19 protein-coding genes are annotated in these 19,245 nt (G+C 64.2%); 10 read left to right on the top strand and 9 right to left on the bottom strand.

Going from position 1 to position 19,245, the window contains the following annotated elements; all coding sequences use genetic code 11:
- Positions 1-43: 43 nt before the first annotated feature.
- Complete coding sequence (locus IVB47_RS27500; RefSeq protein ID WP_247428563.1) at positions 44-850, bottom strand: lytic murein transglycosylase; 807 nt, start codon at positions 848-850, stop codon at positions 44-46.
- A 175-nt stretch (positions 851-1,025) separates the two neighbouring features.
- Here IVB47_RS27500 and IVB47_RS27495 point away from each other — a divergent pair, with 175 nt between their 5' ends.
- Together IVB47_RS27495 and IVB47_RS27490 are read left to right on the top strand one after the other, a co-directional pair.
- Complete coding sequence (locus IVB47_RS27495) at positions 1,026-1,964, top strand: OmpA family protein (protein ID WP_247465933.1); 939 nt, start codon at positions 1,026-1,028, stop codon at positions 1,962-1,964.
- A gap of 590 nt (positions 1,965-2,554) precedes the next feature.
- The gene (locus IVB47_RS27490; RefSeq protein WP_007614643.1) at positions 2,555-2,791 is read left to right on the top strand and encodes a hypothetical protein; all 237 of its coding nucleotides are present in this window, start codon (positions 2,555-2,557) and stop codon (positions 2,789-2,791) included.
- 191 nt (positions 2,792-2,982) lie between these two features.
- Here the strand turns inward: IVB47_RS27490 and rpoD are convergent, their stop codons facing one another.
- Together rpoD and dnaG are read right to left on the bottom strand one after the other, a co-directional pair.
- Positions 2,983-5,133: an RNA polymerase sigma factor RpoD gene (gene rpoD, locus IVB47_RS27485; RefSeq protein WP_027565297.1), complete on the bottom strand. Its 2,151-nt coding sequence runs from the start codon at positions 5,131-5,133 to the stop codon at positions 2,983-2,985.
- A 377-nt stretch (positions 5,134-5,510) separates the two neighbouring features.
- A complete protein-coding gene (gene dnaG / locus IVB47_RS27480) occupies positions 5,511-7,532 on the bottom strand; it encodes a DNA primase (RefSeq protein ID WP_247465930.1) in 2,022 nt (673 codons plus the stop codon).
- A 191-nt stretch (positions 7,533-7,723) separates the two neighbouring features.
- On the opposite strand from dnaG, the gene IVB47_RS27475 reads away from it, so the two are divergent.
- Positions 7,724-8,287, top strand: a complete 564-nt coding sequence (locus tag IVB47_RS27475) for a chlorite dismutase family protein (RefSeq protein WP_247465928.1) — start codon at positions 7,724-7,726, stop codon at positions 8,285-8,287.
- Here the strand turns inward: IVB47_RS27475 and IVB47_RS27470 are convergent.
- Positions 8,284-8,682 carry a gamma-glutamylcyclotransferase family protein gene (locus IVB47_RS27470; protein WP_027565300.1) on the bottom strand — a complete coding sequence of 133 codons (399 nt, stop codon included), beginning with the start codon at positions 8,680-8,682 and terminating at the stop codon, positions 8,284-8,286. The two genes, IVB47_RS27475 and IVB47_RS27470, sit on opposite strands and share 4 nt — an antisense overlap.
- A 45-nt stretch (positions 8,683-8,727) precedes the next feature.
- Positions 8,728-9,639 carry a transglutaminase family protein gene (locus tag IVB47_RS27465; RefSeq protein WP_247282505.1) on the bottom strand — a complete coding sequence of 304 codons (912 nt, stop codon included), beginning with the start codon at positions 9,637-9,639 and terminating at the stop codon, positions 8,728-8,730.
- A 91-nt stretch (positions 9,640-9,730) separates the two neighbouring features.
- Between IVB47_RS27465 and IVB47_RS27460 the strand changes: the two genes are divergently transcribed.
- The gene (locus IVB47_RS27460) at positions 9,731-10,537 is read left to right on the top strand and encodes an N-formylglutamate amidohydrolase (RefSeq protein ID WP_247465926.1); all 807 of its coding nucleotides are present in this window, start codon (positions 9,731-9,733) and stop codon (positions 10,535-10,537) included.
- Positions 10,538-10,548: 11 nt separating this feature from the next.
- Here IVB47_RS27460 and IVB47_RS27455 read toward each other — a convergent pair whose 3' ends face one another.
- Positions 10,549-11,169: a LysE family translocator gene (locus tag IVB47_RS27455; protein ID WP_081747781.1), complete on the bottom strand. Its 621-nt coding sequence runs from the start codon at positions 11,167-11,169 to the stop codon at positions 10,549-10,551.
- A gap of 165 nt (positions 11,170-11,334) precedes the next feature.
- Between IVB47_RS27455 and IVB47_RS27450 the strand changes: the two genes are divergently transcribed.
- The 3 genes from IVB47_RS27450 to IVB47_RS27440 are packed head-to-tail and all read left to right on the top strand — an operon-like array spanning position 11,335 to position 12,621.
- A complete protein-coding gene (locus IVB47_RS27450) occupies positions 11,335-11,649 on the top strand; it encodes a metalloregulator ArsR/SmtB family transcription factor (RefSeq protein WP_219683740.1) in 315 nt (104 codons plus the stop codon).
- A complete protein-coding gene (locus IVB47_RS27445) occupies positions 11,642-12,112 on the top strand; it encodes an SRPBCC family protein (protein ID WP_247465924.1) in 471 nt (156 codons plus the stop codon). The genes IVB47_RS27450 and IVB47_RS27445 overlap by 8 nt, the downstream gene beginning before the upstream one ends.
- Positions 12,109-12,621, top strand: coding sequence for an SRPBCC family protein (locus IVB47_RS27440; RefSeq protein WP_247465922.1), 513 nt, complete (start codon positions 12,109-12,111; stop codon positions 12,619-12,621). The genes IVB47_RS27445 and IVB47_RS27440 overlap by 4 nt, the downstream gene beginning before the upstream one ends.
- Positions 12,622-12,639: 18 nt before the next feature.
- Here IVB47_RS27440 and IVB47_RS27435 read toward each other — a convergent pair whose 3' ends face one another.
- Positions 12,640-12,816 (bottom strand): hypothetical protein, encoded by a 177-nt coding sequence (locus IVB47_RS27435; protein WP_197031093.1) that lies wholly within the window; start codon positions 12,814-12,816, stop codon positions 12,640-12,642.
- A 409-nt stretch (positions 12,817-13,225) separates the two neighbouring features.
- Here IVB47_RS27435 and IVB47_RS27430 point away from each other — a divergent pair, with 409 nt between their 5' ends.
- Complete coding sequence (locus IVB47_RS27430; RefSeq protein ID WP_027565307.1) at positions 13,226-14,032, top strand: transglutaminase family protein; 807 nt, start codon at positions 13,226-13,228, stop codon at positions 14,030-14,032.
- A 44-nt stretch (positions 14,033-14,076) separates the two neighbouring features.
- Positions 14,077-14,223 carry a hypothetical protein gene (locus tag IVB47_RS27425; RefSeq protein ID WP_247465920.1) on the top strand — a complete coding sequence of 49 codons (147 nt, stop codon included), beginning with the start codon at positions 14,077-14,079 and terminating at the stop codon, positions 14,221-14,223.
- Between the two features lie 27 nt (positions 14,224-14,250).
- Here IVB47_RS27425 and IVB47_RS27420 read toward each other — a convergent pair whose 3' ends face one another.
- On the bottom strand, positions 14,251-15,024 hold the full coding sequence (locus IVB47_RS27420) for a DUF2189 domain-containing protein (protein WP_247282512.1): 774 nt from the start codon (positions 15,022-15,024) through the stop codon (positions 14,251-14,253).
- Between the two features lie 313 nt (positions 15,025-15,337).
- On the opposite strand from IVB47_RS27420, the gene IVB47_RS27415 reads away from it, so the two are divergent.
- Positions 15,338-17,566 (top strand): ATP-binding protein, encoded by a 2,229-nt coding sequence (locus IVB47_RS27415; RefSeq protein ID WP_247282513.1) that lies wholly within the window; start codon positions 15,338-15,340, stop codon positions 17,564-17,566.
- A gap of 14 nt (positions 17,567-17,580) precedes the next feature.
- Here IVB47_RS27415 and IVB47_RS27410 read toward each other — a convergent pair whose 3' ends face one another.
- Positions 17,581-19,191 (bottom strand): acyl-CoA synthetase, encoded by a 1,611-nt coding sequence (locus IVB47_RS27410; RefSeq protein WP_247465918.1) that lies wholly within the window; start codon positions 19,189-19,191, stop codon positions 17,581-17,583.
- Positions 19,192-19,245: the final 54 nt, after the last annotated feature.

Here is a 19,245-nt window from a genome sequence, read left to right as displayed (position 1 = left end):
TTGCTTCGCTGCGCTCGCAATGACGACTGTGGTTAGCTCCCCCTCACTGCCCCGCCAGCCGATCGGCAAAATACCCGATCGTCTTGCGATAGATCACCGCTCTATTCCATTCGCGCATGGCCTCGAAATTTGCGGTGCCTTCGCCGTAGGGCTGGCCCATCTTGAAGCCGCTGGTGTGAAGCAGGTTCGCGGTGGAGGCGAGCACGTCGGGAACGCTGTGGCGGAGATCGACGTGGCCGTCGCCGTCGAAATCGACGCCGTATTTGATGTAGGAGGACGGCAGGAACTGGGTCTGGCCGATCTCGCCGGCATAGGCGCCGATCAGGTCGCGCAGCGGCAGGTCACCGCGCTGCACGATCTTCAGCGCCGCAAGCAGCTCGCCCTGGAATAGCTCGGTGCGGCGGCAGTCATGCGCCAGCGTCGCCAGCGTGCGGACCACCGGCAGCTTGCCGATGTCGCCCTTGCCGAAATCGCTCTCCAGCCCCCAGATCGCGACCAGGATATGGCGGGGCACGCCGAACTGCTGCTCGATGCGCGACAGCAGCGCGGCATGGCGCTGCAACAGCGCCTTGCCGCCATTGATGCGGCCGGGGCCGACGCGGGTCGAAACATACTGCTCAAAACTCTTGTTGAAGGTGTAGCGCTGGCGCCGGTCGAAGGCGAGCACCGCGCCATCCTGCTGCACACCGCTGAGCGCCGCGCTGGTCACGCTCGCCGAGACGCCGGCAGCTTGCGCTTCCGCGGCCATGCTGGCGACAAAGCTGTTGAAGTCGCCGCCGCAGCGCGCGGCTTGCGCCGATCCGCCGGCCAGACAGGCGATGAAGGCGATGGCCAAGGCGTATTTCGACATTCGGATGAATCCTACAGGGAATGGGCGGGAGAGCAGCGCGCGATCATGCCCGGGAACCGGATTCGCGTCAAAGCGGCAAATCCTCGCCAGAACCGATCGCTGCCTGCCTGCGACAAATCAAATGCGCTCGCCCCCTCCCCAACCGATCGAGATGACCATGCCTATGCGGATCTCCATGCTCATGTCCATGTCGCGCCGGATTCTCGCCGCCCTCGCCTTGCTCTCCCTCACCCTGACTGCCGCTTCCGCGCAGACGCGCGATGTCGCCGGCAGCCGCGACTATCCCGGCATCGGCCGGTTCGCCGGCAGCGTCATCACCGGCTATGTGATGAAGGATTTTGACGCGGTGCGGATGCAGGCGGCGGCCTTCAGGGACGGCCAGCCCGTCGACGCCCGGCGGCTCGAGGGACGCGTCTTTCGCATCGCCTATCGCACCAATCCCGGCCCCTCGATCCTGGAAGTGTCGCGCAATTTCGAGACGCAGCTTGCCAAAGCCGGTTTCGAGACCCTGCTCGCCTGCGACACCGATGCGTGCGGCGCCATTCCCTTTACTGAGGCCATCGACACGCTGCCGGTCCCGCAGATGTGGGTCGATGGTTTCAACTATCGTTACTACGCCGGCCGCAAGACCGAGGGCGGGCGCGAGACCTTTGCCAGCGTCCTGGTAAGCCAGAACAATCAGGACATCACGGCGCAGGTCACCGTCGCCGAGCTCGGCGCCATCGCGAACAAGATGGTGGATGCCGCCGCAATGGCGAAAGGGCTTGGCGAGACCGGCCACATCGCGCTCTACGGCATCTATTTCGACACCGACAAGGCCGTGCTCAAACCGGAAAGCCGCCCGACGCTGGAGCAGATCGCAAAGCTGCTGACGAACCAGCCGCAGCTCAACGTCTTCATCGTCGGCCACACCGACAGCCAAGGCGCCTATGAGTACAATCTCGACCTGTCGAAGCGCCGCGCCGAAGCCGTCGCAGCCGAGCTGGTGAAGAACTTTCGCATCGCGCCGACGCGATTGCGCACAGCCGGCGTTGGATTGCTGGCGCCGGTCGGCCCGAATGCAACGGACACCGGCCGCGCGCTCAATCGGCGCGTGGAGCTGGTGGCGCCGTGAGATTGGTGCATGCTGCGCGCGCAGCATGATGGGAACAATGTGAAGGCGAAAACGGATTAACATATGTTAGTCAGCGCAACTTCTGCACGCGGAAATACCTGCAGGCAAACGCGTTTTCTAACAAGGCGCGCGCCGGTCTCTTTGCGAGAGCAGGAAATACGAACAAAGTGATTTGGCCATCCAAGCAATTGCTTTGGCGCTGATCGAAACGCGATGTCGCGACCGCTGCATATCTGATGCGTTCGCTACGACATCGCAGCGCCCACGATTTGCCTTGCCACGGCATGGCGCCGGTTATAAACTTCTATTCTAGGTTGTCGCCCCGCCAGCCCCGGGCGACACTGAAGACCAAAATAAACGGCGGGCTTCGCGGCCCGCCGTTTGTTGAGGCAAGGGTGAGACAAGGGTCTCCTCGAAGGAGCGCATCGGGTTTTACGAAGCGCTGGACGTTCCACCCGACAGCCAGGCGCCTCGCAAATGGGTTCGTCGATCGATCGCAGGCGGTTCTGCCGCTGCAGGGCCGGGCACCGGCCTCCGGAAGCCTGCCAAAGTCATTTGACTATGGCCCCCTGATCGACGAAAAGCCGGCCATGGCCAAAAAACCCGGAACCAATCCCAAGGGCGAATTCGCCTTTTTCAACGTCTTCTATGAAGACGGCTCCCAACGCTCCAACCGGCGCGTCCCCGCGGAATTGCTCGGCGGCCTCGACGGCGACGAGCCGGCCCGCGCCTACATCATGGAGCAGGACCGCGAGATCGCCGAAAAATCCGGCCGTCCGGCGCTGGAGATCAAGAACCTCGAGCGGGTCGGCGCGAAGAAGAAGTAGGTTCAGCCCCATCCCCGCCATTGCGAGGGAAGCGAAGCAATCCACGTCTCCACATGCTGCGCGATGGATTGCTTCGCTTCGCTCGCAATGACAGTTGCTTCGCTTCGCTCGCAATGACGGGGCGAGAGCGGAAGCTAAAACAAAAACGGCGGGCCTTGGCCCGCCGTTTTGCTTTGAATCGATGTTCGCGATCAATTGTCCAAGAAGCTCCGCAGCTTCCGCGACCGCGACGGATGCTTCAGCTTGCGCAGGGCCTTCGCCTCGATCTGGCGAATACGCTCTCTCGTCACCGAGAACTGCTGGCCGACTTCTTCCAGCGTGTGGTCGGTGTTCATGCCGATGCCGAAGCGCATGCGCAGCACGCGTTCTTCGCGCGGGGTGAGCGAGGCCAGCACGCGCGTGGTGGTTTCGCGCAGGTTGGACTGGATCGCTGCGTCGATCGGCAGGATCGCGTTCTTGTCCTCGATGAAATCGCCGAGGTGGGAATCCTCCTCGTCACCGACGGGCGTCTCCAGCGAGAGCGGCTCCTTGGCAATCTTGAGGACTTTTCGCACTTTCTCCAGCGGCATGCCGAGCTTTTCGGCCAATTCCTCAGGGGTCGGCTCGCGTCCGATCTCGTTGAGCATCTGGCGCGAGGTGCGCACGATCTTGTTGATCGTCTCGATCATGTGCACGGGGATGCGGATGGTGCGCGCCTGGTCGGCGATCGAGCGGGTGATCGCCTGCCGGATCCACCACGTGGCGTAGGTCGAGAACTTGTAGCCGCGGCGGTACTCGAACTTGTCGACCGCCTTCATCAGGCCGATGTTGCCTTCCTGGATCAGGTCGAGGAATTGCAGGCCGCGGTTGGTGTATTTCTTGGCGATCGAGATCACGAGACGGAGGTTGGCTTCCACCATCTCCTTCTTGGCTTGGCGGGCTTCGCGCTCGCCCTTCTGCACCGAGTGCACGATCTTGCGGAACTCGATGATCTCCAAGCCGGTCAGCGCCGCGAGCTGATGCACCTCGTGGCGGAGGTCCTTGATGCGGTCCTTCTCGTGATGGACGAAGTTCTTCCAGCCCTTGGCCGACAGCTTCGAGACACGGTTGAGCCAGCGCGGATCGAGCTCCGAGCCGGTGTAGTTGCGCAGGAAGTCCTCGCGCGCGACGCCGTGGCTGTCGGCAAGGCGCATCAGGCGGCCCTCATGCGAGACGAGGCGCTTGTTGATGTCGTAGAGCTGCTCGACCAGCGAGTCGATACGCGCCTGGTTCAGGCGCAGCGACTTCACCTCGACGATGATCTCGTCCTTGAGCTTGCGGTATTTGCGCTCCTGGTGCGGCGAGAGCGAAGGGCCGTGCGAGGTGCTCTCGAGCTGGTTCTGGATGTCCTGCTCTTGCAGCTTGCGCAGCTTCTTGTAGCTGTCGGCGATCTTGTCGAAGATCTCGACGACCTTCGGCTTGAGCTCGGCCTCGATCGCCGCAAGCGACATCTGGTTCTCGAACTCGTCGTCCTCGTCCATGTCGGCTTCGGCGGCGGACTCCGCCGGATCCTTCGCGGCGTCGCCGGCATTGCCGGGCGCAGGCGCGGCGCGGAACGGGGTCGGCGCCGGCGGTGCGGCGGGCGGGGCGACATGCGCGGGCGCGGCACCGGTGGCCTGGCTGCCTTCGGCCGTCGCTTCACCGGTCTCGCCGTTCGGACCGGCGATCATCGCATTGTTCATGCCGGCCTTGGCATCGGGCCCGGCATAGGTGGCTTCGAGATCGATGATGTCACGAAGGAAGATCTTTCCTTCGTTGAGCTCGTCGCGCCAGATGATGATAGCCTGGAAGGTCAGCGGGCTTTCGCACAGCCCTGCGATCATCGCCTCGCGGCCGGCCTCGATGCGCTTGGCAATCGCGATTTCGCCTTCGCGCGACAGCAGCTCGACGGTGCCCATCTCGCGCAGATACATGCGCACGGGATCGTCGGTGCGCTCGCCCGGCTCGCTCTTCTTGACCTCGGTGACGGCCTTCTGGGTGACTTCGACGAGCTCGTTGTCGGTCTCGTCCTCGCCGCCCTCGTCCTTGTCCTCCTCGCCTTCGCTATCGTCGGCTTCGGTGACGTTGATGCCCATGTCCGAGAGCATGGACATGATGTCCTCGATCTGCTCGGGAGAGGTCTGGTCGGACGGCAAAACTTCGTTGAGCTGATCGAAGGTCACGAAGCCGCGCTTTTTGGCCTGCTTGATCATCTTCTTCACGGCCGCGTCGGACAGATCGAGCAACGGCGAGGGCGCGTCCTGGGAGTCCTTCTCCGGCGCGTCCGCTGCCTTGTCGTCTTTTTCCTTGTCCTTCGCCTGCAGCGTCTTTGCCTTGGTGGCCATCCATTGCTCCTAAACGCGTTTCACACAGACGTTCGCCGCGCCCGCGTGAAATCACTTGAACCTGTTGCTCGATGCTCTCGCTTCGTCAGATCTCGACACGGAAAGGGCGGCGCGGACCTCTTGTCGCCACCCCCGACCTTTCACTCGCCGGATTTGCCTAACGCTTCGTAGAGCCTCTTTGTCGCAGCGGATGCAGGTGTAGTGCCAACAGCAATTGCGCGGATTCATTCCTGACGCGTCTGTTCTGCCTGCGGCCGCCTGGTGGCCAAAGTGCTACAAGACCGTTAAGCCTCGATTAACCCTGTTTTTGCCGCCAAACCTCGGATTTGGCGAGTCTTTTAGCGGTTCAGGCCTCGGCCGTCCGCATGATTCTTTCATCACACGCTCTTCTGGAACCGGCCTGACAGCTCGCCAAAACCCTCGATCAGGGCCTCGGTGCCGTCGACTTCGCCTATCCGAGCCTTGACGTCGCGCAGCCACGCCATGTTCGCCTCGCTGGGATCCTCCCCCAAGGCCAGCTCGGCGTCTTTCAGCTCTCTAAGTAGTGAATGGTACTGCCGATGCAAGGCGACCAGCTGATGCCAGGTGGAGAGAACGTCGTCCCGTGCGGCGCCCTCGCGGGCGCCCCACACCGCCGCCGTCGTGATGCCGCCCTCAACCCTTTGAAGAGCCTGCGAAAATCCGCCCTTCTCGAGGTCGCTGCGCATCTTCTCGGCCAGCTCGCCGGGGTCCGGCGAATGGTGATGGTCGTTGGCAAAAGCGGCGATGATGCCGGCCCTGAGCTTATGGACCTCGGGATGGGCGAGCTCCAGGGCCGCGACTTCCTCGAGGTGATCGTGCAGCAGCCAGGGGTGGTTGATCAGGATCTGCAGGATCAGGGCCTCGCGGCGGGAGATGGCGCTGCGCTGGCCGCGCATGATCGGGCTTGCCGCGAGCTGCGCGCTCGCCGCCTGGTAGGGCCCGGAGGGCAGCTGGATCGGACCGGGCGGGCCGCGGCGGCCACCAAATCCCTGGCCAAATCCCTGGCCGCCGAATCGATTCGCGCCTCCCCCACCGCGGGGCTGGAACTGACGGCCGGGACCGGGGCGGAAATTGCCACGGCCGCCGCCAAAGCCGCCGCGCCCGCCTTCGGGAGCAAAGGCACGCTGAAGCCGCTCGGCAAGATCCTGCCGATAATAGCGCCGCACCACCTCGTCGCGGATGCCGTTGGAAAGCTCCTTGATGCGCGCCTCCAGCGCGGCGCGGCGCTCGGGCGTGGCGAAATTGCCGCCTTCGAGCTCGCGCGACCAGATCATCTCGGCGAGCGGACGCGCCGCCGCGATCACCTCCTCGATCGCGCCGCGACCGCCGGAGCGCACGAGATCGTCGGGGTCCTGCCCTTCCGGCAGCAGCGCAAAACGAAGACTCTTGCCGGGTGCGAGGAACGGCAAGGCGAGGTCCGCGGCACGATAAGCCGCCTTCTGGCCGGCGCGGTCGCCGTCGAAGCAGAGGATCGGCTCGTCCGCCATCTTCCAGAGCAGCGCGAGCTGGTTTTCGGTAAGCGCGGTGCCGAGCGGCGCCACGCTTCCGGCAAAGCCCGCGGTGACCATGGCGATGACGTCGACATAGCCCTCGACCACGATGAGGGCGCTCCCGTCATGGGTGGCTTTGCGCGCGGTCTGGTGGTTGTAGAGATTGTCCCCCTTGTGGAAGAGCGGCGTCTCCGGCGAGTTCAGGTACTTGGCCGGAACGTCCTTCTCGAGCGCGCGCCCGCCGAAGGCGATGACGCGGCCGCGCAAATCCGTGATCGGAAACATCACGCGGTCGCGGAAGCGGTCATAGGGCACGGGGATGTCGTTGCCGGCCACCAGCATGCCGGTCTCGACCATGTCGTCGACGGAGACGCCGAGCTTACCGAGATGCTCTTTCAGCGCGAAACGATCTGGTGGCGCATAGCCCAGCCGAAACTGCAATTGCGTCGCCGGCGAGATCGCACGGTCGGCGAGATAGCCCCGCGCCTTGGCGCCGACGCGCGAGGCCAGCGTCTCGGCAAAGAACTTGGCCGCGAGATCCATCACGTCGTGCAGCGAGCGGCGCCGCTGCTCCTGACGCGCCGCATCCGGCGTCACCGCCGGCAGCGGCAGGCCCGCCATATTGGCGAGTCGCTCCACGGCCTCCGCGAACGGCAGGCCGTCGGTCTCCATCATGAAGCTGATGATGTCGCCGTGCTTGCCCGAGGAGAAGTCGTGGTAAAAGCCCTTCTGGTCGTTGACGTAGAAGGACGGCGTCTTTTCCTGCTGGAACGGCGACAGCCCCTTCCACTCCCGCCCCGCCTTCTTCAGCTTGACGCGCTTGCCCACGACTTCGGAGACCGAAAGCCTGGCACGCAGCTCGTCGAGGAATTGGGGCGTGAAGCGCATGGGCTCTGTGTAACGCGAAACCGTGTGAGTCGGGCGAAGGGATCAGGGATATAGGGACGGCCCGTCCAGAAGTCAGGTTTGTCAGGCTTATACGCGCTGTTCACAGCCCTTCGGTCATCCCGGGGCCCACGGAGTGTGAGCCCGACTGCCAGAGGCCTTGAACCCGCCTCGGTTCCACGCTTCCATGGGCGATGTTCAGGACCTTCCGAGGCGGCCAGAGTGGGGGTTGGCGCATCACCTCGATTTCGCCTGTGACGGGCGAACCCCTCCCCTTCATGCCGGCGCTGTCGGTCACCGATAGCGAGGCCATCGCATTGCCCCTGGTGCCCTCGCGCAATGCCTGGCGGCTGGTCGGCGCCGCGAGCAACTTGCGCTACACCGAGAGCGCCGAGAAGCAGCAGCTCGCGGCCGTGCAGGCCGGCCTCGGCCGGCTGGAAGCGACCAGCGCGGCGCTGATCCCGATCCGCAAGTCGCAGGCCTGGTGGGATCTGACCCAGGAAGAGCGCCGCAGGATCTTCGAGGACAAGTCGCACCACATCGCGAGCAGCCTGCGCTTCCTGCCTGCGATCGCGCGCCAGCTCTATCATTGCCGCGACCTCGGCGGGCCTTTCGATTTCCTGACCTGGTTCGAATTCGCGCCCGCGCACGCCTCGCTGTTCGAGGAGCTGGTTGCGATGCTGAGGCGGACGGAGGAGTGGACCTATGTCGAGCGCGAGGTCGACGTCCGCGCGGTGAAGGAAGTGCTGTCGGCCTAGTGATCGAGGAAGCGGCCGGATTCGATGCGCGGCAGATCGGTGACGGGCCAGTTGTAGATGTAGGTCCAGGCCGGTGCCGTCGCGCCGTCCGGGCCTGTTACGTCGACCAGCTGGCGCAGATATTCGGTCGGCGCCGGAAAGCCCTCGCCGCAGGCCTCGTACATGTCGAGCTCGCGCAACAGCTCGTCGGGCACGCCCAGGTGAAAGAGTTCGCCGTGGACGCGGTCGGACGGCACATCGGAGAGCAGCAGCCCCGGATAATGCTTCACCAGAACGAGCCGGCCGCGGCAGGTCGCTTCACCCAGAAAATCCGCATGGCCCGCAAGCAACCGCGCCATCGGATGGTCGAAGCCGCGCATCAGCGTGCCGTAGACGAAAAGACGATCGGAGGTCATTGCCTTCTATAACCGTCAATCGGCAGCGTGCAAATCGCAGCAGATCTACGAAGCCTCAGCCTCGAGTTTCTCACCGCTGCGCTGCTCGTCCGACACCACCCTGATGGTGACGTCCATGGCGTCGAACGCGCCCGCAGCGCCGATATAGACGCCGTGCAGCGGGATCGCCTGGCGCGGATCGCGTGCGACCGCGACGCGGATGAGGTCGCGGGTGCCGACGATGCCGTTGGTCGGATCGAATTCAATCCAGCCCGCGCTCGGCAGGTAGACCTGCACCCAGGCATGCGTCGAACCACCGCCGACATGGCGCTGCTCGATATCCTCCGGCAGGAAGATGTAGCCGGAGACGAATCGTGCGGCGATGCCAAGATGGCGCAGCGCCTCGATCATGAACAGCGCGTAGTCGCGGCAGGTTCCGCTACCGGACTGCAAGGTGTCGAGCGGATGCTGCGTGCCCAGCTCGTGGCGCTTGCGGTACTTGAACCGCTCGCGGATGCCGTGGGTCATGCCGCTCAGGATCTTGAAGGTCGGCGTCGGCGCGTCCTCGTCGAGAAAGCCGCGCGCCCATTCCGCGATCTCGCCGTCGGGATCGGTGTATTGCGGCGTGATGTAGTGGACGAGGTCGGGAAATTCCTCGTCATCATACGCGAACGGATAGAAATAGGCCGAGTCGTCCGGCGTCAGCGCGAACTCCTCGACCGGATTGTGCTCGACGGTGACGTGCCAATCGAAGACCAGCGTGTCCGCGCGCTCGTCGAAATTCGCGATCGCGACGGAATTGCCGAACACGTCGTGGATCCAGTGCAGCGACATCGGCTCGGGCGAGATCTCGAGCCTGGAGTCGAGCACGCGCAGATCATGCCCGTCGCGCGGACGCAGCATGATCCTGTGTTCGCCGAACGCCACCGGGCGGGTGTAGCGATATTCGGTCTTGTGATGAATCGTCAGCAGCGGCATCGTCAGGCAATCATGGTGAGGTCGGGCGGACCAATCTATAGCAATCCCGCCCGATTCTTCGGGGTGACTGCTGTTTCATTAGGCAATCAGGATGGCTTTAGACACAATCGAGGCGACCAATCAACTCCTCAGCGAGGGTGACGTCCCCCCAGTGCACGAGGTGAATGCGCAAGGGACATCGCCTTTTCTGCTCACCTCGGACCACTACGGACGGGTCCTGCCGCGTGCGCTCGGCGATCTCGGCGTCGCGGGAGGCGAGCTGACGCGGCATATCGCCTGGGACATCGGCATTGCGGGGGTCGCCGACCGGCTCGCAGAGATGCTGGGCGCACATCTGATCGCCCAGCGCTATTCGCGGCTGGTGATCGACTGCAACCGCCCGCCCGGCGCCGTGAGCTCTATCCCCCTTATTTCCGAAGCAACCGCGATCCCGCGCAACGAGGGAATTTCGGAGCAGGAGCGCATAGCGCGCCGGCGCGAGATCTTCGAGCCCTACCACCGCCGTATCGAGGCCGCGATCGGCCGCCGCGTGCACGACAAGCGGCCGACAGTGCTGGTATCGCTGCACAGCTTCACCCCCGTTTACGCCGGCGTCGCGCGCCCCTGGCACATCGGCGCGCTCTACAATCGCGACACCGTGCTGCCGCAGCTGTTGCTCAGACATCTGAGCAGAGAGAGCGATCTCGTCGTCGGCGACAACGAGCCCTACGCGGTCAACGACCTCACCGACTACACCATCCCCGTCCACGGCGAAGCCCGCGGCCTCGTCAACACCGGCATCGAGATCCGCCAGGATCTGATCGCGGACCAGTCCGGCCAGCAACAATGGGCCGAGCGGCTGGCGAGGATTTTTGCGGAGATCGAGCTGGAGCTGCGGGCAGAGAGGCTTATCGACTAGCCCGATGGCGGTTATTTTGCCCTGGTCAGCGCCAGCCAGATGCCGCCGCCGATCATGAACCCGCCGGAGATGCGCGACATCATGCGGGTGCGGCGAGCCGAAAAGAACTTTCGGGCCCGCCCCGCGGCGATGGCGTAGAGCGCGTCCGTCATCACCGCAGTGACCATGAAGGTTGCACCCAGCAGCGCGACCTGCGGGAAGTGGTCGCGATTCATGTCCATGAACTGCGGGATGAAGGCGCCGAAGAACACCAGCACCTTCGGGTTCGACAGCAGCACCAGGAAACCTTGCAGGAAGAATCCGCCGCGCGGCGGCGCCGGCGGCTGGTCGACATTGACGCCCTCGACCGGCGCCCAGATCAGCTTGATGCCGAGCCAAACCAGATAGGCGGCGCCGGCAAAGCGCACCCAGTCGAACCAGTAGCCCATGGTCGCCATCAGCGAGGTCAGGCCGACCGCGACGATGCCGATGACGATGGCGAGGCCGGCCTGCGCACCGGCCACATTGGTCAGCGCCGCACGCGTGCCGTGGCGCAGCCCGTTGGCGATGACGAGAGTGACGATCGGCCCCGGCAGCAGCGCCAGCGCAATGCAGGCGGCAAGGAAGGCGAGATAGGCTTGCAGAGACATCATGGGGAGGACTCGCTGAGAGCGGTTTGGGCATTAATGCATGACACTCAATGTCCGTCCAGCGCCGCAGCTCCCACGTCTTCATCTCCGGTGTCTGCAGGAACACGAGCCGCGCACGATGCATCACCGCCTTGACAGGCAACCATTTGGTTGCCTATTATCGTCGCCATGGATGAGGTCTTCAAAGCGCTCGCCGATGCGTCACGACGGTCGCTGCTCGACAGGCTTCACACCAGGAATGGCCAGACGCTGAACGAGCTCTGCGAAGGCCTCGCGATGACGCGCCAGGCGGTGACCAAGCACCTTGCCATTCTGGAAGACGCCAACCTGGTCACGACCATCAGGCACGGCCGCGAGAAGCTGCACTATCTCAATCCGGTTCCGATCCATCAGATCGGCGAGCGCTGGATCAAGAAATTCGAGCGCGGCAAGCTCGCCGCGCTCGGCGAGTTGAAACGCCAGTTGGAGAAGCGTGATGAGTAAGCCGCAATTCGTCTATGTCACCTACATCGAGACCACTCCGGAGAGGCTGTGGGAGGCGCTGACGTCGAGCGAGTTCACCAAGCAATACTGGTTCGGCGCCGAGGTCGGGTCCGATTGGAAAATCGGCTCCCCTTTCGCGCTGCTGCTGGACGGCGAGACCACCGATTCCGGCGAAATCCTCGAAGCCGATCCGCCGCGGCGGTTGTCCTACAGCTTCAAGCACCAGAAATACGAAGAGCTGCGCGGCGAACCGATCTCGCGCGTCGTGTTCACCATCGAACCGTTCGGCTCGCTCGTGCGTTTGACCGTGCTGCATGACGGCTTCGTCAAAGGCGGCAAATATCTCGGCGCCGTCTCCAACGGCTGGCCGGCGATCCTGTCCGGCCTCAAGAGCCTGCTGGAACGGGGCAAAGTGCTAGCCATTCCGCGCGCAGCCCTCAACAAGGGATTTGATGCAAAATGAACCTCGATCAGTTCAAGCCGCTCACCGTCTACACGATTTACATCGCCGCGACGCCGGAGCAGGTGTGGGAGGCGCTGACCTCCGCCGAGTTCAGCCGCAAATACTTTTCCGGCTTTGCGGTTGAGATGGAGCCCAGACTCGGCGGCAAATTCATCGTGCGCGCGCCTGACGGGTCGGAACACATCTCGGGCGATGTATTCGAATGCGATCCGCCGAACAGGCTGACGGTGACGTGGAACGTCAACTGGCCCGACCTTGTCGCGAAGCTCGGCACCACGCTTGTCACTTATGAGATCGAACAAGCCGGCGAGGCCGTCCGCCTCACCATGAGCGAACGTCACGACCGCCCGCTCAGCGACGACATCCTTTCCGGCGGCCGCACCGGCTGGCCCGCAATCCTGTCGGGGCTGAAGAGCCTGCTGGAAACGGGCAAGGCGCCGCAGATCAAGATGGCGCCGCCGGCGCAGATGCTGGAAGCGTTGAGGGCGATGGGGATCAAGACGCCGTAGCGGACGAACCCTGCGCCGTCACCGCTTCTTCTTCACCGGCGGATTGATTTCGTCGATCTTGCGACTGCAATCCGCTTCCGAAACGTGCGGGCCCGAGACAAAGGTCCCGCTGACCTTGATCGCGTACCAGCCCGACTCGACGCCGAGCCGGAGCGCTTCTTCTGTCTTGACGTGCCGTGGCGAGAGAGCTTGCATCGGTTGAGTTTGCATCGGGTGCTTTCGGTTGGCGTTCGATCTCATGATAGAATCGCGATGAAACCTTCAGGCGTCCGCGGCACGGGCGTGCCGTGTCCGCCTCACCGCTGGAGCGGGCAATATACGCAACGACCGCTGTTGCGACGTCGCGATGAGTCGGCTCCGCCAGTGCGAGGGAATGAGGCGCTTCACGTCGCGCGAACAGTCGTGGCGCTGCATATGCGCAGAGACGACAGGTTCTTTCCGACGTTGTCGGCACCGTGCGCGCAATCGCCGCAATTAGCTATCGTTTTCTCGCCCGTGCCGCGCTTTTGAAGCGCAAATTGCCGTTCGCGACCGAATAAGCCGTCGAAGCCTTGTGATCGGCCGCTTCGTAGCCATGTTGGGAGCTTAGCCAAGGGAAAAACGTATGAAGCTCCGCGTCGGGTTTGAGATGCTGTACGAATTCCCGCAGCCCACGCCTATGATCATGGTGTTGGGCACGCACTTCACCCGCGCCTCCGATGTCATCGTGCCCGACCTGGTGACCACCAGACCCTCGGTGCCGATCACTCCCTATCGCGACCTCTTCGGCAATTGGTGCAGCCGCATCGTAGCGCCGGCCGGCACCTTTCGCCTTGCCGGCGATGGGGTCGTGAGTGACAGCGGCCTGCCCGACCCGGCGTTTCCGAACGCAGTTCAGCACGCCGTCGAGGCGCTGCCGACCGACACGCTCGTCTATCTGCTCGGCAGTCGCTACTGCGAGACCGATCGCCTGTCGGATATCGCATGGAAATTGTTCGAGCACACGCCGCCCGGCTGGGCGCGGGTCCAGGCCATCTGCGATTTCGTTCATCGTCACATCGCCTTCGGCTATGAGCACGCGCGCGCAACCAAGACGGCTCGGGAAGTCTACGACGAAGGCAAGGGTGTGTGCCGCGACTATGCTCATCTTGCCATCGCGTTCTGCCGCTGCATGAACATCCCGGCGCGCTACTGCACCGGCTATCTCAGCGACATCGGCACGCCGAAGCCCTGGGCCGTGGGAGATTTCGCCGGATGGTTCGAGGCTTATCTCGGCGGAAGCTGGCACATGTTCGATCCCCGCAACAACACGCCGCGGATCGGCCGCGTGCTGATCGCGCAAGGACGCGATGCCGCGGACGTCCCGATCACCCAGACCTTCGGTCCGAATAAGCTGCTCAATTTCAAAGTATGGACCGACGAGGTTGCCTGATGACAGACAGCAGCGTTACGCTTAGCGCCGATGAATTTGCGTCGTTGGCCGAGATCGGCAAGGGCAAGGCGCAAGGCGAAATTCCGCAAGCGCACGGCGAGCGGCTGAACAACCTCGGTTATGCGATCAGGCGCCTCGGTGAACTCGAACTGACCTCATCAGGCGAGCGCCGGCTGGCAACGGGCGAATAGCTCGCTGCCGTTGCGTCCGGCTCGCTGTTACGCCACCGGCACCACGATCCGCCGATAAAGATGCCAGGTCGCGTGCCCGAGCACGGGCAGCGTCACCACCAGCCCCAGAAAATACGGCAGCGCCGAGACGATCAGGACCATCACGATCACCGCGGCCCAGCCAATCATCGGCAGCGGGCTGGCGACGACCGCGCGCACGCTTGTCACCATCGCCGTGACGAAATCGACCTCGCGGTCGAGCAGCAGCGGAAACGACACCACGGTCAGCGAAAACAGGATCAGCGACAGCACTGCGCCGACCGCGTTGCCGATGCCGAGGAACAGCAAGCCCTCGTTCGTGGTCAGCACCACCGTCATGAACTCCTGCAGGCTCGAGAACGAGGCATGCAGGCCAAGCAGCAGCGCGATCAGAAGCCGCACCTGGTACATCCAGACCACGAAGACGAACAGCGTGACGAAGGCCATCCAGCCGATCTCGCTGCGCGCGCGCACGGCCGACCAGATCGCGCCGGGCGAGACGGGCTCGCCGCGCTCGCGACGGCGGCTGACTTCATAGAGCCCGATCGCCACGAATGGCCCGAGCAGCGCGAAGCCGGCGGCCAGCGGATAGATCAGATAGACCATGCCGAACGCAGTGAAGCACAGCATGATGGCAATGCCGCCGGCGGCGTAGAGCACGCCGAAGCAAAGGCCGTAAAGCGGCAGCGCCTGGAAATCACGCAGGCCCTCGACCAGCGCCTCGGCGATGTCGGTCGCCGCGACGGGACGCACCACCGGATCGACCTTGCCCGAAATGGACATCAGCTCCCTCCTCCTTAGCCGGTGCGATCTCCGTCGCACGCGGATGACCTCGATCTTAGCGTCCCCGCGGCCGGCGCGCACGCGGGAGTTGACGGCCGGACGACGGTATCCCGAGGCCGCCGGCGCAGACCCGGGAAAGCCATCGCGCCGTCGGCGGCGCTCCTTTCGAGAAGCTCATCCGTGCTGCAACTAGCTCGAAATCTTTCCCCGTCGAGGACTTTTTCGGCCCGTTGCCTATGGACTGAGCGGAGGGTGGTGCCGCAAATTGGGTCCTTGAACGAGCGCGCGATGACCAGATTGGACCGTCCGACCGATGAGCTTGCGTACCCGGCTACTGATACTCGTCATCGCGGCCATGCTGGTGCCGGCGAGCCTCGTCGGGCTCCGTTTCGTGCAGAACCGGAGCAGTGAAATCAACGCCGCCCTGGCCAATCTCGCGGCCTCGGCCGACGACATTGCCAGCGATCTGAGTGAGAAGATTCAAGGAACCGCGCAGCTTCACTACGGTCTGGCCCGCGCGCGCGACCTCGACACGCGCGACAAGGCGGCGTGCTCGGCATTTCTATCGGACGTGCGCGAGGAATACCCTCAGTTCACGGGAATCCTGACCATCGACCCGGACGGCAGCCTGTTCTGCGACTCGCTGCGGACCAACCGCACCCTCGATCTGAGGGATCGCGCCTATTTCAAGCAGGCCCTGGTCTCGCGCAGCGTCGTGGTTGAGCCGGTATTCGGCCGGCTGACCGGAATATCGGTGCTCCAGATCGCATATCCGGTGCGATCGGAGGCGGGCGCTCTGAAGCTGGTGCTGCTCGCCTCGTTCAACCTGCGCAAATTCGCCGAGTATCACCACAAGCGGCTGCTCGCCGAGAAGGATGTCCTGCTCATCGACGCCAAGGGCACCGTTCTCGTCGCCCCCTCGACAGCCGGCTGGACCGCGCCCGTGGGCGCGTCGATTGCGGGATCCGACCTGCTCCGCTTCGCGACGGCTCCCGATCAAAAGGCATTTCAGGAAGTGACCGATCGCGACGGCCGCACGCAGGTCTGGGCCGTCGCCCACTCGCCTTCGATCCGTGATGCCGGCCTCTTCATCCTGGTCGGACGCTCCAAGGACGGACTGGTCGCGGCGGCGAATCGCCGGCTCTACGAGGACATGGCGATCCTCGCGGTGGCCTTGCTGCTGCTGCTGGCCGGCGTATGGATCCTCGCGACCGTGAGCGTCGGGCGCCAGGTCGGGCGACTCGCCAGCATGGCGAAGCGACTCGGGCTCGGCGATCTCAGCGCACGAATTCCCCCGCCCCATCCGCGCGGCGAACTGGGGGGATTGATGACCCTGCTCAATGGCACCGCCGAGTCGCTCGAGCAGCAACGCGCGGCCATCGCGGACCTCAACCAGAAGCTCAGCCAATCCCAGAAAATGGAGGCCATGGGCCAGCTCACCGGCGGGGTGGCACATGACTTCAACAACCTCCTCACCGTCATTCTCGGCAATTCGGAACACCTTGCCGACAGGCTGGCGGGGAACAAGGAGTTGCACCGGATCGCCGGCGACATCGCGACAGCCGCCGAGCGCGGCTCCGACCTGACGCGGAGCCTGCTCGCCTTCGCGCGCAAGCAGCCCCTGAGGCCGCGAGACATCGACATTAGCGGGAAGATTCAGGAGATGGAGGCGTTGTTGCGCCGGCCGCTGGGCGAGCACATCGAATGCGCCTTCGCGCTCGAACCGGATGTGGGGTTGACCAGCGTCGATCCCGGCCAGCTGACGACGGCCCTGCTCAATCTCGTGCTCAACGCGCGCGATGTCATGCAGTTGGGCGGCAGGCTGACCATCGAGGCGCGCAACGTCTCGCTCGGTGAATCCGACTTGGACATCAACGGCGAGCCGCGACCGGGCGACTATGTCATGGTGGCCGTGACCGACACCGGCAGCGGCATGACCGCCGAGGTGGCGAGCCGGGCGTTCGAGCCGTTCTTCACCACCAAGGAGGTCGGCAAGGGGACCGGGCTCGGCCTGAGCATGGTCTACGGGTTTGTTCGGCAGTCCGGCGGGCTGGTGCAGATGCAGTCCGCACCGAGACAAGGCAGCACCGTCAGGCTGTTCTTTCCCCGCCTGGCGGCAACGCCAAACGAGGACGCCTCACCCGCCGAAGGGATCGTCACGCGCGAAGGAAGCGAGACCATTCTCGTCGTCGAGGACGACGACATGGTTCGGACTTATGTCGAAAGCGAGCTGAAGGCGCTCGGCTACCGCGTCATCACGGCCGCAAGCGGCCCGGCGGCGCTCGACTTGTTGCGCCAGTCCGCGGACATCGACCTGCTGTTCACCGACGTCGTGATGCCCGGCGGCATGTTCGGGCCGGAGCTTGCCAGGCAAGCAATCCAGTTGCGGCCCGGGCTCAAGGTGCTCTTCACCTCCGGCTACAGCCAAAATCCGGTCAAGGCGCCCGACGGGATCGGCGATGCCCGCATCCTGACCAAGCCATTCCGGCGGCGAGACCTCGCCGCGATGCTGCGATCCGCGCTGTCGACGCCGCAGCGGTGAGATGACGATGTGCTCTACCCGAGCGCTCGCAGCTCGCGCCGCAGCACCTTTCCGGTGGCGGTCATCGGCAGTGTCTCCGCGAACTCCACGAAGCGCGGGTATTCGTGGGCGGCGAGTTGCACCTTGACGAACTCCTGGATCTCGCGCGCGAGTGCGTCGCCGGCGAAGAAGCCCGGGCGCAGCACGATCCAGGCCTTGATCGATTCAGTGCGGATCGGATCGGGAATGCCGACCACCGCCGCCATCGCCACCGCCGGGTGCTTCATCAGCGTGTGCTCGATCTCGGACGGACCGACGCGATAACCGGCGGTGGTGATGACGTCGTCCTCGCGGCTCACGTACCAGAAGTAACCGTCCTCGTCCTGCACGCCGAGATCGCCGGTGAGCAGGAACTCGCCGGCATATTTCTTCGCCGTCGCTTCCGGATTGCGCCAGTATTCCAGCATCGTGCAAGGACAGGGTTGGCGCACGCCGATGATGCCGCGCTGGCCACGTGGCTGCTCCTCGCCTCTGTCGTTGACGATGCGAACATCGAAACCCGGCGTCGCCTTGCCCATCGAACCGGGGCGGATCGGAAACAGATTCGCGTTGCTGCCGATCACGAGATTGCATTCGGTCTGGCCAAACACCTCGTGCGCGTCGACGCCGAAAGTCTCGCGCACCCAGCCGAGCAGCTCGCCGCCGAGGGACTCGCCGCCGGTAAAGATGCTGCGCAGCTTGACTCCGGAATGCGTCACGCCGGCCTGCCGCATCAGCTTCAGCGCGGTCGGCGGCAGGAAGACATTGCGCACGCCGAGATCGGCCATCATCTGCATCGCCGCTTGCGGCTCAAACTTTCGCGCGCGGTGGCCGACCAGGGGAATGCCGTGATACCAGAACGCGAACAGGCCGTTGATGAGGCCACCGATCCAGGCCCAATCCGCCGGCGTCCACATCAGATCGCCGGGGCGCGGCAGGAAGTTGTGGCACATCTCGACATTGGGGAGATGCCCGAGCACGACGCGGTGTGCGTGCAGCGCGCCCTTCGGATTGCCTGTCGTGCCCGAGGTGTAGATGATCAGCGCGGGATCGTCTGCAGACGTGTCCACCAGCGTGAAGTCGGGCGATGCCGCCTTGACCGAATCCCAGAACGATGTCGTGCCCGTCGGCGTTCGTTCGGCAACGATGTAGACATTCTTCAGCTCCGGCAGACGGTCGCGAATCTTCGAAAGCTTCTCCCAGCCCGCCTTGTCGGTGACGATCGCCTTGGCCTGCGAGTTCGACAGACGGAATTCCAGCGCGTCTTCGCCGAACAGCGCGAACAGCGGAACGGAGATCATCGCCGAACGGAACGCGGCCATGTGCGCGATCGGCAGCTCCAGCGACTGCGACAGGAACACCGCGACGAGGTCGCCGCGGGCAAGACCATCTGCCTTCAGCACATTGGCGAAGCGGCGCGACATCTCCGCGACCTCGTCGAAGGATGTGCGCGTGATGACGCCGTTCTCGTCGACATAGACCAACGCGAGCCGGCCGGTGCCGTCGGCGTGGCGATCACAGCAAGCCTCCGCCAGGTTGAAGCGCGCCGGGATCTCCCAGCGGAAATTGCTGTAGAGTTCGTCATAGGTGTTGGCTTCGGTGAGCATGATCGTTTCCCGGCAGCGTCGTCTTGACCGGACTTGTCCCGGCCATCCACGTTC

This window comes from Bradyrhizobium sp. 62, from assembly GCF_023073035.1.
Taxonomy (GTDB): Bacteria; Pseudomonadota; Alphaproteobacteria; order Rhizobiales; family Xanthobacteraceae; genus Bradyrhizobium.
Note: the sequence above shows the minus strand (reverse complement) of the source record. Positions and strands in the feature narration are given on the sequence as shown.